The sequence below is a fragment of the Cupriavidus sp. 05T313 genome (assembly GCF_056396665.1).
In genome coordinates this window covers 23,695-38,606 of record NZ_JBFTLX010000129.1, presented here as the reverse complement: position 1 = coordinate 38,606, position 14,912 = coordinate 23,695, and the positions used below count along the sequence as shown (strand labels likewise).

General features: G+C 66.7%; 16 protein-coding genes. 9 read left to right on the top strand and 7 right to left on the bottom strand.

Annotation, left to right across the window (positions count from 1 at the left end; genetic code table 11):
• Positions 1-400: 400 nt before the first annotated feature.
• Positions 401-1,639 carry a TetR/AcrR family transcriptional regulator gene (locus AC1DKD_RS24845; protein ID WP_441625104.1) on the bottom strand — a complete coding sequence of 413 codons (1,239 nt, stop codon included), beginning with the start codon at positions 1,637-1,639 and terminating at the stop codon, positions 401-403.
• A gap of 251 nt (positions 1,640-1,890) precedes the next feature.
• Between AC1DKD_RS24845 and AC1DKD_RS24840 the strand changes: the two genes are divergently transcribed.
• The 4 genes from AC1DKD_RS24840 to dkgB all read left to right on the top strand — a co-directional run bounded on the left by AC1DKD_RS24840 (position 1,891) and on the right by dkgB (position 5,522).
• Complete coding sequence (locus AC1DKD_RS24840; RefSeq protein ID WP_477111416.1) at positions 1,891-2,652, top strand: ATP-binding cassette domain-containing protein; 762 nt, start codon at positions 1,891-1,893, stop codon at positions 2,650-2,652.
• Positions 2,649-3,929, top strand: coding sequence for an ABC transporter permease (locus AC1DKD_RS24835; RefSeq protein ID WP_441625108.1), 1,281 nt, complete (start codon positions 2,649-2,651; stop codon positions 3,927-3,929). Before AC1DKD_RS24840 ends, AC1DKD_RS24835 begins: the two co-directional genes overlap by 4 nt.
• A 14-nt stretch (positions 3,930-3,943) precedes the next feature.
• Positions 3,944-4,600, top strand: a complete 657-nt coding sequence (locus AC1DKD_RS24830) for a DUF3299 domain-containing protein (protein WP_441625110.1) — start codon at positions 3,944-3,946, stop codon at positions 4,598-4,600.
• Between the two features lie 181 nt (positions 4,601-4,781).
• On the top strand, positions 4,782-5,522 hold the full coding sequence (gene dkgB / locus AC1DKD_RS24825) for a 2,5-didehydrogluconate reductase DkgB (RefSeq protein ID WP_477143820.1): 741 nt from the start codon (positions 4,782-4,784) through the stop codon (positions 5,520-5,522).
• A gap of 46 nt (positions 5,523-5,568) precedes the next feature.
• Here the strand turns inward: dkgB and AC1DKD_RS24820 are convergent, their stop codons facing one another.
• From AC1DKD_RS24820 to AC1DKD_RS24810, 3 genes are all read right to left on the bottom strand, one after another.
• Positions 5,569-6,294: a response regulator transcription factor gene (locus AC1DKD_RS24820; protein WP_441625114.1), complete on the bottom strand. Its 726-nt coding sequence runs from the start codon at positions 6,292-6,294 to the stop codon at positions 5,569-5,571.
• 18 nt (positions 6,295-6,312) lie between these two features.
• On the bottom strand, positions 6,313-6,471 hold the full coding sequence (locus AC1DKD_RS24815; RefSeq protein WP_441625115.1) for a hypothetical protein: 159 nt from the start codon (positions 6,469-6,471) through the stop codon (positions 6,313-6,315).
• Positions 6,472-6,719: 248 nt separating this feature from the next.
• Entirely contained in the window at positions 6,720-7,853 is a 1,134-nt protein-coding gene (locus tag AC1DKD_RS24810; RefSeq protein ID WP_441625117.1) for an alkene reductase, read from the bottom strand.
• 348 nt (positions 7,854-8,201) lie between these two features.
• Here AC1DKD_RS24810 and AC1DKD_RS24805 point away from each other — a divergent pair, with 348 nt between their 5' ends.
• On the top strand, positions 8,202-9,050 hold the full coding sequence (locus AC1DKD_RS24805; RefSeq protein WP_441625119.1) for a D-amino acid aminotransferase: 849 nt from the start codon (positions 8,202-8,204) through the stop codon (positions 9,048-9,050).
• A gap of 115 nt (positions 9,051-9,165) precedes the next feature.
• On the opposite strand, the gene AC1DKD_RS24800 is transcribed toward AC1DKD_RS24805, so the two are convergent.
• Positions 9,166-9,372, bottom strand: a complete 207-nt coding sequence (locus AC1DKD_RS24800) for a hypothetical protein (RefSeq protein ID WP_441625121.1) — start codon at positions 9,370-9,372, stop codon at positions 9,166-9,168.
• Between the two features lie 319 nt (positions 9,373-9,691).
• Between AC1DKD_RS24800 and msuE the strand changes: the two genes are divergently transcribed.
• The 3 genes from msuE (at position 9,692) to AC1DKD_RS24785 (ending at position 12,500) form a co-directional block, all read left to right on the top strand.
• Positions 9,692-10,258, top strand: coding sequence for an FMN reductase (gene msuE, locus AC1DKD_RS24795; RefSeq protein WP_441625123.1), 567 nt, complete (start codon positions 9,692-9,694; stop codon positions 10,256-10,258).
• A 201-nt stretch (positions 10,259-10,459) separates the two neighbouring features.
• Positions 10,460-11,491 (top strand): isocitrate/isopropylmalate dehydrogenase family protein, encoded by a 1,032-nt coding sequence (locus AC1DKD_RS24790; protein WP_477102245.1) that lies wholly within the window; start codon positions 10,460-10,462, stop codon positions 11,489-11,491.
• 127 nt (positions 11,492-11,618) lie between these two features.
• Positions 11,619-12,500 (top strand): alpha/beta fold hydrolase, encoded by an 882-nt coding sequence (locus AC1DKD_RS24785; RefSeq protein ID WP_441625127.1) that lies wholly within the window; start codon positions 11,619-11,621, stop codon positions 12,498-12,500.
• Positions 12,501-12,506: 6 nt separating this feature from the next.
• On the opposite strand, the gene AC1DKD_RS24780 is transcribed toward AC1DKD_RS24785, so the two are convergent.
• The gene (locus tag AC1DKD_RS24780; protein WP_441625129.1) at positions 12,507-13,142 is read right to left on the bottom strand and encodes a 3-oxoacid CoA-transferase subunit B; all 636 of its coding nucleotides are present in this window, start codon (positions 13,140-13,142) and stop codon (positions 12,507-12,509) included.
• Entirely contained in the window at positions 13,139-13,825 is a 687-nt protein-coding gene (locus AC1DKD_RS24775; RefSeq protein WP_441625306.1) for a CoA transferase subunit A, read from the bottom strand. Before AC1DKD_RS24775 ends, AC1DKD_RS24780 begins: the two co-directional genes overlap by 4 nt.
• A 140-nt stretch (positions 13,826-13,965) precedes the next feature.
• Between AC1DKD_RS24775 and AC1DKD_RS24770 the strand changes: the two genes are divergently transcribed.
• Positions 13,966-14,874 carry a LysR family transcriptional regulator gene (locus tag AC1DKD_RS24770; RefSeq protein WP_441625131.1) on the top strand — a complete coding sequence of 303 codons (909 nt, stop codon included), beginning with the start codon at positions 13,966-13,968 and terminating at the stop codon, positions 14,872-14,874.
• The last annotated feature ends 38 nt before the right edge of the window (positions 14,875-14,912 follow it).

Genomic DNA, 14,912 nt, shown 5'->3' with positions numbered 1-14,912 from the left:
TATCAACCCGGTGCCACCGCGCCCACGACGGAACCGGTGCGCCTGCAACTTCGTGGGCGGCCACTACGCGAGCGACAGACGGCTTGAAGCAAGTGATGTCTGCTACCGGGGGCCTCACCACGAATCCCGGAAGCTGGCAGGCTCGTGGTCAGTCAAGCCGGTACCGGCAGAAGCTAGCCGGCACTCTGGGCCGCACGACGAAACCATCGATATTCGAGAGCCTTATTGCTCTGCCCCCGGCAGGGTCGGCTTTCTTCTCGTTAGTCTTCTTTGCCGAAGCAAAGAAGAGTGACCGGCGTCCCCCGCAGGGGGATGTCGTACGCTTTTGGGTGCAAAAACCAACACCACCAAAATAAAGCCATCATCCCCCAAAAAACACACCGAAAAATAGAAACCCCCATCACTCCCCAGAAAACAACCCCATAAATAAAGGCCGAATAAACAAATCCCCAGCATTCCCCCCCGAAGCATCCGGCACCCACCGCTGCAACTCCACCGCCGCATTAATCATCCCATTCACCTGCAACGAAGCAATCGACTGATCCATCGGCCGGATCGACCCATCCTGCATCCCCTGCACCAGAAACCGCGTAAACCGTGCAGACAGCCGGCTCATCGTCAACATCTTCTCCTTGCGCATCTCCTCCGGCAGCGCCCCATAGATGGTCAGCCGCAGCAGCGGCCCCTTGCTAGAGAACTGATAGCTCACCAGCGCACGCGAGATCGCGCACAACTTGTCCCAGCCCGTGCCCGGCCCTTCCTCCACCTTCGACTGCGCATCCCGGATGACCGCGAACATGCGGTCGAAGCAGGCGGAAATCAGGTCGTCCTTGTTCTCATTGTGGTGATAGAACGATCCCTTGGTGAGATTCAGCCGCGCGGAAATGCGATCCGCGGAGGCGCCGCGATAGCCCAGTTCGTTGAGTAACTCGGTAGCGGCGCGCAGGAAGGCTTCCTGAGTTGTCTCGGGTGTGTCGATCACCGGCAGCGGCGGCGAGGCGGGAGTGGTGTCGTCCCATTTCGAGGAAGGCGACGCAAAGCCGTTGAGCAGCAGATCCACGACCGTTTCCGCGACTTTCGGGTAGTCCTGCGGTTCGTAGCGCTCGACCCATGTCATCGCGCCGCTGGTGAGCGACAGCAGCAAGTGCGCTGCCGCGCTGAGCGCGCTGCGTTGCGCGGGGCTCCGCGGTGCTTCCGCACGCAGCAGCTTGCGGATACGCCGGAACATGTCGGTATACGCCTCGAAGGCAACGTCCGCGTGGGTGTCCGGCAGCGAGCGGATCTCGCGAAAGCTCATCAGCTCCGGGCGCTCTCCCGTTGCCGTCCTGGCCAGCCGCTCGAAGAACAGCGCGATAAACCGGCGCACCCGTGCCTCCGGGCCGGGCTCGTCGGCCGTGGCGTCGGCGATGCCCGCCATCTCGTCAATCGTGCGCATCAGGCAGGCCACCACAAGGTCTTCCTTCTTGCGGTAGTAGTAGGTGATGCTGTTGGTGCTGAGCCCGACTTCCTGCGCAACGTCCGAGAGCGTGGCGCCACGCAAGCCCTTCCGGTTGAACAGGCGGGCAGCCGCGTCGAGAATCGCGTCGCGTTTCTCCACATAACGGCGTGTGGGGCGGGCTTCCGCTGTTTCCTTGAGCATGGAGTGATGTATCTGCATTCGTTGGCCGGAGGCGCGGATCATTTGAGCGGGCGCATTGATCCGGGCGGTCTCGACGGGACTATAAGTGTACCGAACGGATTCACAGGATGGCTCCCGTTTGATGCCGCGCAAGGGCTCGCCAACGTGGCATCCGATCGCCCGGCGTCACGTGCGCTATTGCCTTCCTTCTCCGGCTGACAGCATAATGCAACTTTGTTGCATTATGCCTGGCGGCGCGAGGAGGGCATCGGATGGCCAGCAATACCAGCGGGATCGACCTGATCAACGCGGCGAACGGCACCAACGGCGATCCCGTCATCGACCTGCGGGGCATCGCGTTCACATGGCCCGGGCAGGCCGCGCCTTGCCTGCGGCTCGACCGGTTCCGGCTGGACGCGGGCGAGCAGGTATTCGTCTGTGGCCAGAGCGGCAGCGGCAAGAGCACCTTGCTGTCGGTGCTGGCCGGGGTGCTGGCGCCCCAGCGGGGCAGCCTGCGCGTGCTGGGCACGGCGCCGGATGCGCTTAGCGCGCCGCGGCGCGACCGCTTCCGGGCCGACCATATCGGCCTCATCTTCCAGCAGTTCAACCTGCTGCCCTATCTTTCCGTCGTGGACAACGTGCTGCTGCCGTGCCGCTTCTCGCGCAGCCGTCGCGAGCGCAGCGCGGCGCAGGGCGCGACGCCGCAAGCCGCCGCGCATGCGCTGCTTGCGCAGCTCGACCTGCCGCGTGCGCTGTGGCAGCGTGCCGTGACCCGGCTTTCCGTCGGCCAGCAGCAGCGCGTGGCGGCGGCCCGAGCGCTGATCGGCCGGCCGCGCCTCGTGCTTGCCGATGAACCCACTTCCGCGCTGGACGCGCCGCGACAGCAGGCTTTCATGGACTTGCTGCAGCGGGAATGCGGAATTGCCGGCGCCAGCCTGGTGTTTGTCAGCCATGACGAACGCCTGGCCACGCGCTTCCAGCGGCGGTTGTCGTTGCCGGCGGCCCATGCGCCGCATGCGGCGGGGCCGGCGTGATGCTGATGCTCGCGATGGCCGCGCGCAGCGCATGGAACCGCCGCTTCAACCTGCTGCTGATGCTGCTGGCGATTGCCATGTCCACCGCCATGCTGCTGGGCGTGGAGCGCATCCGGCACCAGGTACGGGCGAGTTTTGCGCAATCGGTGTCCGGCACCGACCTGGTGGTGGGCGCGCGCACCAGCCCGGTCCAGTTGATGCTGTACACCGTGTTCCACCTTGGCGGCACGACCAACAATATGAGCTGGGACAGCGCCCGGCGGCTGGCAGGCCATCCGGCCGTGGCGTGGACCATTCCGCTTTCGCTGGGCGACTCGCACCGCGGCTTCCCGGTGCTGGCGACCACCCCCGGCTACTTCGTGCATTACCGCTACGGCGACCGGCAACCGCTGGTCCTCGCGCAGGGCAAGCCGTTCGCGGCGCTGTTCGATGCCGTGCTCGGCGCCGAGGTGGCAAACCGGCTGGGCTATCGCGTGGGCGACCGCATTGTATTGAGCCACGGGGATGGCGATGGCGACGGGCCGGCGCACGCAGGCCATGCCGGGCATGAGGACAGGCCCTTCGTCGTGAGCGGCATCCTGGCGCGCACCGGCACGCCGGTGGACCGCACCGTGCATATCGGGCTGGAAGCGCTGCAGGCCATCCACCTTGGCTGGGAGGGCGGCATGCCGCTGCCGGGCCTTGCCATCCTCCCGGAGCAGGTACGCAAGTTCGACCTGACGCCCCATAGCGTGACCGGCGTGCTGGTCGGACTGAAGCTCAGGTCGCAAGTCTTCACCGTGCAGCGGGAGATTGCCGAAGACCCGCATGAGCCGCTGATGGCGGTGCTGCCGGGCGTGGCGCTGGATGAGCTATGGCGCGTGACCGGTGTCGCCGAGCGCGCGTTGCTGGTGGTGTCGGGGCTGGTGGTGGTGGTCGGGCTGGCGGGGCTGGTATCGTCCATTCTTGCCGCGCTGGGCGAGCGGCGGCGCGAACTCGCCATCCTGCGCTCGGTCGGCGCACGGCCGGGCGACCTGTTGGCGATGCTGGCGCTGGAAGGGCTGGTGGTGATGCTGGCGGGCGCGCTCCTTGGCCTCGCGCTGGTGACGGTGCTGGCGGCGGTGTCCGGCCCTTACCTGCAATCCGCCTTCGGCGTAACGGTGCCCGCAGCCTGGCCCACGCCCGGCGAATGGCCGCTGCTGGCCGCCACGGTGGGCGCCGGCTTCTGCGTGAGCCTGCTGCCTGGATGGCGCGCCTATCGCCTGAGCCTGGCCGACGGGCTGATGCCGACGACATGAAGACGAGGACGCCAATGCCTGCCCGCTTCCGGCGCACGTTGATTGCGCTCACTGTCATCGCGCTGGCCGGCGGAGGCGCGGCATATTTCTTCCGGCCGCTGTCCGAGCCCGAATCCGGCGCCACTGCGGGCGCCGCCGCGCACGCATCCGCCTATGCAGTAGGCGAGGCGTTGCGCCCTGCCGTCGCGCCTTCCACGCCTGACCCCGCCTTCCGCGAGATAGCGTGGCGAGATCTGCTGCCAAAGGGCTGGGACCCGCTGGCGCCGTTCAAGGGCCTGAAGCTCGACGAGCTCGACGACGCCGATCCCCGCGCGCAGATTGCCCTGTACAAGGCACGGCAGTACTGGAAGAACGCGCCCGTTGAACCCGCGCTGGCTGGCGCGGCGGTACGTCTTGCCGGTTTTGTGGTTTCGCTCGACGCAGAAGGCGAGGCGATTCGCGAGTTCTTGCTGGTGCCGTACTTCGGCGCGTGCATCCACGTGCCACCGCCGCCCGCCAACCAGGTCATCCACGTCCGCACGGACAAGCCGTTGCCGGGGCTGCGCACCATGGACACCGTGTGGATCGGCGGCGCGATGCGGGTCGAGCGGGCAGACACCATGATGGGCTACGCCGGCTATGCCATGGACGGGGCGCGGGTGGAGCCCTATCTCCCGCCCGCGCGGCAATAGCGGAGGCAGCGCGCGCTCCATTCTTGCTCCGGAATCAAGTATCTTCTGCGCGGGACATGGTTTTTCTCGCGGCGGGCAGCGCGGATACTCGGGGCATGTTCGCTGTGAAGGCAAGCAAGGCTTGCGTTGCGGCAAGCCATGGCCCCATCGGCCAGATACAACCCCGAATCAGGAAACAACAATGCCCATTCCCGCCCTTGGCCTCGGTACCTTCCGCCTGCAAGGCCAGACTGTCATCGATTCCGTGCGCAACGGCCTCGACGTTGGCTACCGCGCGATCGACACCGCGCAGATCTACGGCAACGAGGCCGAAGTCGGCCAGGCCATCGCCGAGAGCGGCGTCGCCCGTGCCGACCTGTTCGTGACGACCAAGATCTGGGTCGAGAATCTCTCACGCGACAGACTGGTGCCCAGTCTGAAGGAGAGTCTCGCCAGGCTGCGCACCGACCATGTCGACCTGACCTTGATCCATTGGCCGTCGCCGGACAACACGGTCCCGGTCGCCGAATGCATGACGGCGCTGGCCGAGGCCCGCGAGCAAGGGCTTACCCGTCAGATCGGTGTATCCAACTTCACCGTCGACCTGATGCGGCAGGCGATCGATGCCGTTGGCGCCGGAGCGATCGCCACCAACCAGATCGAGTTGCATCCCTTCCTGCAGAACCGCAAGGTCGCGGACTTCGCGCGCAGCCAGGGCATTCACATTACGTCGTATATGACGCTGGCCTACGGCAAGGCGCTGCAGGACCCGGTGATCCGGGAGATCGCGCAGCGGCACGGCGCCACGCCTGCGCAGGTGGTGCTGGCCTGGGCCATGCGGCTTGGCTATGCGGTGATTCCGTCTTCGACCAAGCGGGCTAACCTGAAGAGTAATCTGGGGGCGCTGACTAGTCCGGAGGGGTTGGCGCCGGTTTGGGATTGAGGCGCCACGGATGGGATGTTACCGAAGCCGGCGCGGCAGCCGTCGCTCAGCCAATCATGTGCGGGCTCGGCCGTTGCCGCCTGGCACCGGTTTCATCCAGGCGATAACCGTGGCCATACACGACCATGATGACCAGGCCATTCCGGGGATGCAGCTCCAGGGTCGCGCGCAGGCGCGACACCAGGCTGGCCAGCGCGCGCGACCGCGGCGGCAGCGCATAGCCCCAGATCGCGCATTCGATGTAGGCGTGGGACAAGACGCGGCCGACGCTGGAAAACAGCAGCGAAGCAAGATCGAACTCCTTGGGGGTCAGGGGCATGCGGCGCCCCTGAAACACGGCCTGGTGCGACTGGCAATCCAGTGAATAGTGGCCGACCGTGATGTCCGGGCTCGGGGCTTGCTGGTGCGAGGCCGCGCGGCGCTGCAGCGCGTGCAGGCGGGCCACCAGTTCGCGCAAGCGCAGGGGGTGGATCATATAGTCGTCGGCCCCGGCTTGCAGGGTATTGACGACCGAGTCCTCGTCACGGCGGTTGGAAACCACCAGCACCGGCACCTTGCAGCGCCCGGCGCTGCGCAGCGCGCACACAGCCTCAACCGCGGGCAGGTCGGCCAGTTCGTGGTCAACCAGCAGGACATCGTAACCGGACTGGTCGATGCCGCGAAAGAACTCGCGGCTTGCGTGGTAGGTGTGGCAATACACCCCGGCGCGGGAGAGGGCCTCTGCCATGATCCTGGCCTTAAGCGACAGATCCGCGAGCAGTGCAATCTTCATAGAATTGTCCAACGGGCATTAGTGCGGTTCGCGGGCCGGCGCGCGCATCGACTGCGATACCTCCGCATTGCGCTGCCGCAGCGTAGCGTCCCGTTCGGGCAGCAACCCGGCGCGCGCGCGCCTCAGCGCCTGCAGGGCGTGGATGTCGGAGGGAAGGGGGGCGGCAGCGGAAGGCATGCCGCCAGTTTACTGGCGGCATGCTGGCAATGAAATCGGACACGTCCTAAATGGTACGAATCCGGTGTGTTTGCTGGCTTCGTTGTACGTCTGGCCTCCGATCCGTGCCGCCAGGTGCTTGGCAGCCCGGTGGCGATATCGCTTTTGTTGACATCCACGGGCGCCTTCTACGCTGCCGACGCCAGTTGCACGGCGCGGGCCGCTTCATCGCCCGTTTCATGAAAGCACGGCAGCGCACCGGCAGCGGCTCAGGCCGCGGCCTTGGTTTCGCTCTCGCCCTGCGGCGTAAATCTCGGGTAATCGGTGTATCCCGCGGCACCGCCGCCGAAATACTTCGAGCGGTCGCCGGCATTGAGCGGCAGATCGTGCTGCAGCCGGTAGGGCAGATCAGGGTTGGCGATAAACGGGCGCCCGAAGCCGATCAGGTCGGCCCAGTCTTTAGTGAGCGCTTCTTCCGCGCGTGCCCTGCTGTAGTTGCCCGAGTAGACCAGCGTGCCGGGATAGATGGCGCGCAGCGCTTCCTTGAACGTGGCTGGCATCACGGGTGCGTCTTCCCAGTCTGCTTCGGCGATATGGATATAGCCCACGCCGATCTGGCCGAGCGCGTGTGCCGCGGCAAGGTAAGTCGCTTCGGGCGTATCGTCGACCGCGCCTTGCAGCGTGGTGAGCGGCGCCAGGCGCACGCCGATGCGGTCCTTGCCGACTACGTCGGTCACCGCTTGCGCGACTTCCTTGAGGAAGCGCAACCGGTTGGCGAGCGAGCCGCCGTATTCGTCGCCGCGGGTATTGGCCTGCGAGTCGATGAACTGGTTGATCAGGTAGCCATTGGCGCCATGCAGTTCGACCCCGTCGAAGCCGGCTGCCAGCGCGTTGCGCGCCGCTTGCGCGTAGTCGGCCACGATGCCGGGGATCTCGTCAATGTTCAGCGCGCGCGGGGCGGAATGCTGGATCATCTCGCCGACACCGCCCTGCGGGCCCTGGCCGGTGGCATCGACAAACACCTTGACGCCCTCGGCGACCAGCGCCGACGACGATACTGGCGCGGTGTTACCCGGCTGCAGCGTGGTATGCGACACGCGGCCGACGTGCCAGAGCTGCGCGAAGATCTTGCCGCCGGCGGCGTGCACTGCGTCGGTGACCTTGCGCCATGCTGTGACCTGTCCGGGGCTGTAGATGCCAGGCGTCCAGGCATAGCCCTGGCCTTGCCGGCTGATCTGCGTGCCTTCCGAGATGATCAGGCCAGCAGTGGCGCGCTGACTGTAATACTCGGCCATCAGGTCCGTTGCCACGTCGCCGGCGGCGGCACGCGAACGGGTCATGGGCGGCATCACGATGCGGTTGCGGGTGGTGATATGGCCGAAGGTGTAGGGGGTGAACAGCATGGTTTCTCTCGCTCGTCGGTTTGGCCAGGCAAGAAGCGGCCACAGGGGGCCGGCCCTGGATGGACCTGGGGCCCGGGCCGCCCGGCGGTATTGCCGGGATGATGTATGGATTATCGGGACGGGCCGCTTTTGCAAAAACCCTGTAACAGGCAAATGATTCTTGCGGCGGGCTCAAGGATGGCCAACTGCCCGTAGTGATACAGGCATCACGCGGTGGCCCCCGGGGCCGTCCTCGGGCAGTTCATGCCGATTTTGCATAAGCGCCCGCCGGGGCTTATGGAACAATGCGTCAACCGACGGATTCCGCTTCCGTCCTTTACCGCTCTCCCCACCCTGGCGCTACCCAACATGAACGACGAAATCGTCTACCTCAACGGCGAACTCACGCCTTTGTCAGAAGCCCGCATCCCCGTGCTGGACCGCGGTTTTATCTTTGGCGACGGCGTGTATGAAGTCGTCCCCATCTATGGCGCCAAGCCCTTCCGCCTGCACCAGCACCTGGCCCGCCTGGCGCGCAGCCTGGCAACCATCGGCATTCCCAACCCGCACGCCGAGCCGGAGTGGATGGCGCTGATCGACCGCGTGGTGCGCGCCAACGGCCTGAGCGACCAGATGGTCTACATTCAGGTCACGCGCGGCGTGGCACGGCGCACCCATGCCTTCCCCAAGGAGGTGACGCCGACGGTGCTGATCATGACCAACCCCATGTCGCTGCCGTCGGCGGACATGCGCGAGAAGGGCGTGGCCTGCGTGACGGCCGAGGACAAGCGCTGGCTGCACTGCCAGGTCAAGTCGACCTCCCTGCTGGGCAATGTGCTGGCGGCGCAGAACGCGGCGGAGCATGGTGTCACCGAGACCATCCAGTTCCGCGACGGCGCGCTGACCGAAGCCTCGGCGTCGAATGTCTGGGTGGTCGGCAAGGGCCGGGTCTCGGCGCCGCCGAAGGACAACCTGATCCTGGAAGGCATCCGCTACGGCTGGATGGAGGAGTTGTGCGCGGCGCTGGATATCTCGCTGGAAGCGCGCCGGATTTCGCAGGACGAGGTAATGGCTGCCGACGAGGTACTGCTGACGTCGGCCAGCAAGGAGATCCTCTCGGTGGTGACCATCGACGGCAAGACCATCGGCAGCGGCGAGCCCGGCCCTGTGTTCAAGAAGCTCTACGCTGCGTACCAGGCAGCCAAGGTGGCGCCGTAGTACGAGAACGGTGTGGCTGGTTGCCCGGCGTGACCGAGCGACTGGCGTTGCCCGTCCGGCCGGCAGAGCAGCAGCGTGCCGGCGGCGGTATCCAGTTCCAGGGCGGCTGCGGCGATCATGCTGCGGCCGTCAGCGCCTGCTGCGCGGTATTCCGGCTCTCCCTGCGCCTGGCGGCCTGCGGACGGGCCTGCCAGTAGGCGTCGTCGGGCGCGGCAGTCAGGGATTGCCCCGCTGCTTCCAGTTTCAGCTCCCCCTGCGTCGACGCGGCCTCTTCCCTGCCTTGCCATGTGCCAGCGCGGGCAGGCCAGACCAATCCCGGCATGGCCTGCGCCTCGCGCTCGCGAGCGAGTGATTCCGGATATGCAAACGCGAAATCCGCACAGCCGGCGCGAAGCGGGGGAGGGCCGCAGCGCACGCGATGGCGGTCGGGATTCGCATTCGCATATACACCCCACGCATCTATGCAAAGACGAATTTCGTCCTTCGGCGGCTTGCTGTGCTGCGCTATCGTGAGGGACTTGTAAGCGACCGCTTGAGACGGACAAAGCCTGCGGACAACGGCGCTGTCGCAAGCGCGGCACCGGGCAGGCATTGCAATGCGCGAATCCAGGACCAATCGATATCGACAGGAGGTTTTTCCAATGGCTACACCGCTGAAAGTGGTCGCCGTCAACGGCAGTACGCAACAGCCCTCGCGCACGCTCGCGTTGGTGCGGGCGTTGCTTGGCGAGCTCGATGGCAAGCTGCTGCTGCACAGCCATATCGTCAACCTGGGCGAGATCGCCCGCCCACTGGGCGCCGCGCTGACGCGCGCCGAACTGCCGCCGGAGATTGAAAACGAGCTGCTTGCGATCGAGTCCGCCGACCTGCTGGTGGTGGCGGCGCCTGTCTATCGCGGGTCCTATCCCGGCCATTTCAAGCATCTGTTCGACCTGGTGGGGCAGGAGGCGCTGGCCGGCAAGCCCGTGCTGCTGGCGGCCACGGGTGGCAGCGACCGGCACGCGCTGGTGCTGGAGCATCAGCTGCGGCCCTTGTTCGGATTCCTGCAGGCGCTGACGCTACCGATCGGCGTGTATGGCAGCCCCGGCGATTTCCAGAACCACCAGGTCAGCAGCGATGCGCTGGCCGAGCGCATCCGCCTGGCCGCCGACCGCGCCGCGCCGTTGTTCGGCGCCAGCCGCAGATCGCCGCTGCAGCGTGCCGCCTGAGGGGAGCGCCGCAGCCGGGATGTCTTCATCCCGGCTTTCGGCAAGCGTTCGTTGCCACGCCGTGTCCTTGGTTCCGGTCCGTCATTGCCTGCTCATGCGCGGTCGGGCCCGATTGTCACGGGCGTAATCTATGCTTGTGAGCGAAAGCCCGCCTCGGCTCCCCCGCCGGCGCGCCGCCCAATTCCTCCAAAGGACAAGCATATGGAAATCCGAGCAGCCAATCAGATCCCCGCCACCCTGATCCCCGGCGACGGCATCGGGCCGGAAGTGGTGGAGGCCACCGTCAAGGTGCTGGACGCGCTGGGCGCGCCATTCTCCTGGGACGTACAGCAGGCCGGCATGGCGGGCATCGCCCAGGGCGGCGACCCGTTGCCCGAGGCTACCCTCGACAGCATTCGCCGTACCGGCCTGGCGCTGAAAGGCCCGCTGACCACGCCCGTCGGCGGCGGCTTCCGTTCGGTCAACGTGCGCCTGCGCGAAGCCTTCAATCTCTATGCCAATGTGCGGCCCGCCCGCACGCTGGTGCCGGGACGCTTCGAGAACATCGACCTGGTGCTGGTGCGCGAGAACGTGGGCGGCTTCTACGTGGCCCACGACTATTACATCCCCGTGGGCGACGACCCGCATGCCGTGGCGGTCTCCACCGGCACCAATACGCGCGACGCCTGCCGGCGCATCGCCCGCTTCGCCTTCGAGTACGCGGTCAGGAACCAGCGCAAGAAAATCACCGTGGTGCACAAGGCCAATATCCTCAAGGCACTGACCGGGATCTTCCTGGAAGCCGCGCGCGAGGTGGCGCAGGACTATGCGGGCCGCGTGGAGATGGACGACCGCATCGTCGATGCCTGCGCCATGCAGCTCGTTCTCAACCCCTGGCAGTTCGACATGCTGCTCTGTACCAACCTCTTCGGCGATATCCTGTCCGACCAGATTGCCGGCCTGGTGGGCGGGCTGGGCATGGCGCCGGGGGCCAATATCGGCGATACCGCCGCCATTTTCGAGGCCGTGCACGGCTCGGCTCCCGATATCGCCGGCAAGGGCATTGCCAATCCGATTTCGCTGATGCTGGCCGCCGGCCTGATGCTCGAACATGCAGGCCGGCAGGACCTGGCGTTGCGGCTGCGCAAGGCGATCGACCTGGCGCTCAATGAGGACCAGGTCAGGACCGGCGACCTGAAGGGCTCGGCGTCCACGCTGCAATTTGCCGACGCGGTGGTGAAGCGGCTGGGTTGACGCACCGGCACATGCTGGGCGCCGCCGACAGGACCAACCCGGATAGTCCCGCCACGCGCTCTTGCGTACCATGGTTGCGCCGCTACCGTCACTCCCGACACAAGCCGGCGCTAACCGAGGGCTTGGCATGCAGACATCGGAACCGTACTTCCACTTCCGTCTCGATTCCAACGACGACCACAAGATCGAGGTCCATCGCTGGCAGGGAGGCGCGGCGCCGCGCGCCGTGGTGCAGATCGCGCATGGCATGGGCGAGCATGCGCTGCGCTACCGGCCGCTGGCCGAAGCGCTGGTGGGCGCGGGCTACGTGGTCTATGCCAGCGAGCACCGGGGGCATGGCGCCGATGCGGCCGCCCAGGATAAGCTTGGTGACTTCGGGCCGCGTGGCTTTGCAGCACTGGCGGACGACATGGCCGTGCTCAGCCGGCACTCGCGGGCGCAGCATCCCGGCCTGCCGCTGATCCTGTTCGGCCACAGCATGGGGTCGTTCGCCACGCAGTGCTACCTGGCCGAGCACAGCGAGTTGCTCGCCGGCGCGGCGCTGTCGGGCACCACCGCGGTGGACCTGATGCTGGAGGCGGCGCGGGCGGGTTTCAAGCTCGAGGATATGAATGCCGGGGTGCCGGACAGCCGCACGCCCTTCGACTGGCTCAGCCGCGACCCGGCACAGGTGGATGCGTATATCGCCGATCCGCTGTGCGGTTTCACCGTCACGCCGGCGTCGCGTGCCTCGATGTTCGCCGAATGCGCGCGCCTGGCCGAGCCGGATACGCTGCGCCGCATCCGTCCGGGGCTGCCCATCTACCTGTTCACCGGCGACCGTGATCCGGTCAATAATCACCTCGCCTGGTTCGAGCCGCTGGTCAGCCGCTATCGCGCGGCGGGGCAGACCGATGTGTCGTCCCACGTATTCGGCGGCGCACGCCATGAGACGTTGAACGAGACCAACCGTGCGGAGGTGATTGCCATCCTCGCCGCGTGGATCGGGCGGGTGGTGTCCGGCCGCTGACGGGCGTCAGGGCAGGAGGCGCGCCTCGGTCACCGCCTGCAGCGCTTCCAGTGTGATGCCTTCCGCCATTGCCTCCACCCGCAAGCCGTCGGGCGTCACGCGCATTACTGCCAGGTCCGTATAGATGCGGCAGACCACGCCGCGTGCGGTCAACGGCAGCGTGCAGCGGCGCAGCAGGCGCGGGCGGCCGTCGCGCGTGGTGTGTTCCATCAGCACCCAGACCTCGCGGGCGCCAAAGGCGAGTTCCATCGCGCCGCCCACGGCCGGCGGGGTGTTGGGATCGCCCCGGGTCCAGTTGGCCAGGTCGCCGTTTTCCGCCACTTCATAGGCGCCCAGGATGGCCAGGTCCAGATGGCCACCGCGCATCATGGCAAAGCTCAGCGCGGAATCGAAGATCGCCGCGCCGGGACGCAGCGTCACCGGCTGCTTGCTGGCGTTGATCAGTTCCGGGTTTTCCTCGCCTGGCGGCGGGCGCGGCCCGAGATGCAGGATGCCGTTCTCGCTATGCAGGAAGACCTCCCGCTCCGGGGGGATCATGTCCCCGACCAGCGTCGGCAGGCCGATGCCCAGGTTGACATAGGATCCCGTGCGGATGTCCTGCGCCGCGCGCCGGGCGATCTGCTCCCTGTTCCATCGCATCATTGTTCGCTCCTGGCGGATTGGCCGTCGGTGGTGACGAGGCGATGGACAAAGATGCCCGGCGTCACGATATGTTCGGGGTTCATGGCGCCGGCCTCGACCATCGTGTCGACCTCCGCCACCACCACGCGCGCGGCGGTCGCCATCACGGGATTGAAGTTGCGCCCGGCCAGGTGATAGTCCAGGTTGCCGAGGCGATCCGCGGTGCGCGCGCGGATCAGCGCGAAATCCGCATGCAGCGGCAGTTCCAGCACGTGCTGCACGCCGTTGATCTCGCGCGTGTCCTTGCCCTCGGCAAGAATGGTCCCGGCGGTGATGGGGCAGTAAAAGCCGCCCAGCCCGGCCCCGGCGCAGCGGATGCGCTCCACCAGCGTGCCTTGGGCCACCAGTTCCAGCTCGACTTCGCCGCGCCGGTAGGCGTCGCGAAAGGCCGTGGCCCCGGCCGTCAGCGGATACGAGCAGACCAGCTTGCGCACGCGCCCGGCTTCGATCAGGCTCGCCACGCCCTCGCCGTCGTAGCCGGCGTTGTTGGAGATCACCATCAGATCCCTGGCGCCATGCGCCAGCACCGCGGCGATCAGGCCGCCGGGCAGGCCGGCGCTGCCGAAGCCGCCCACCATCACGGTGGCGCCGTCGCGCAGATCGGCGATGGCCTCGCCGCAGCTTGCTACCCGTTTGTTGACCAATTCCATGCCCGACACGCTCCCGTTCCGCGGCTTCGCCGCCGCCAAGCCATGCATCATGCGGCGTCCGGATCGATAGGTTCAAGTACAAGAGGCTTAATTATTGATAAGCTAGGCTTATATTGCGCGCACTGGCCATCCCGATGAACCTGGAACTCCGACACTATCGATACTTCGCCGCGCTGGCGGAGGAACTGCACTTTGGCCGCGCGGCGGAGCGCCTCGGCATTTCGCAGCCGGCGCTGAGCCAGCAGTTCAGGTGGATCGAGCAGGAGGCGGGTGCGCCGTTGCTTTCGCGCAGCAAGCGCCGGCTGGCGCTGACGGAGGTTGGCGCTGTCTTCCAAGAGGAAGCGCTGGGCGTCCTGCGGCAGGTCCGGCACGCCGAACTGGCCACCGCCAGCGCGAGCCGTGGCGATGTCGGCAGCGCGTCCATTGGCTACGTGGCATCCGCCGCGCTCTCGGGTTTGCTGCCGAGGCTTGTCTATCGCTTCCGCCAGGACTATCCGGCCGTGCGGCTCGCCATGCGCGAGATGGACATGCCGGCCCAGCTCGACGCGGTTGCGCGCGGCGCGCTCGATATCGGCTTTATCCGCCCGCCGTTGCAAGCCTTGCCAGAGGGGCTGGCCTTGTTCGATATCGCCGCGGAAGCGGTCGTGGTCGCGCTGCATGCCACGCACGCGCTGGCAAGCCGTGCGCGCATCGATGTGGCCATGCTGCGCGACGAGACGTTTATCTGCACGCACACCGAACACGGCACCGGCTTCTACGCCATCACCCTTGCCATCTGCGGCAATGCCGGCTTCCAGCCGCGCGTGGAGGCATTGTCGAGCCAGATGGCCACCATCATCAGCATGGTGGCGGCCGGGTTCGGCGTGGCGCTGATCCCGGCTTCGATGCGCGCGTTCGCGCCGCCCGACGTGGTATTCAAGCCGCTGGCGCGCAACGAGGTGACGTCGCAGCTTGCCGTGGTACATCGCAAGAACGAACGCTCGCCCACGGTGCTGCGGTTGATCGAGCGGTGCAGGCAGGGGAGGGGGCGGCAGCCGAAGTGAATCACACAGGACCGACACTTGCGATCGTTGTGACGACT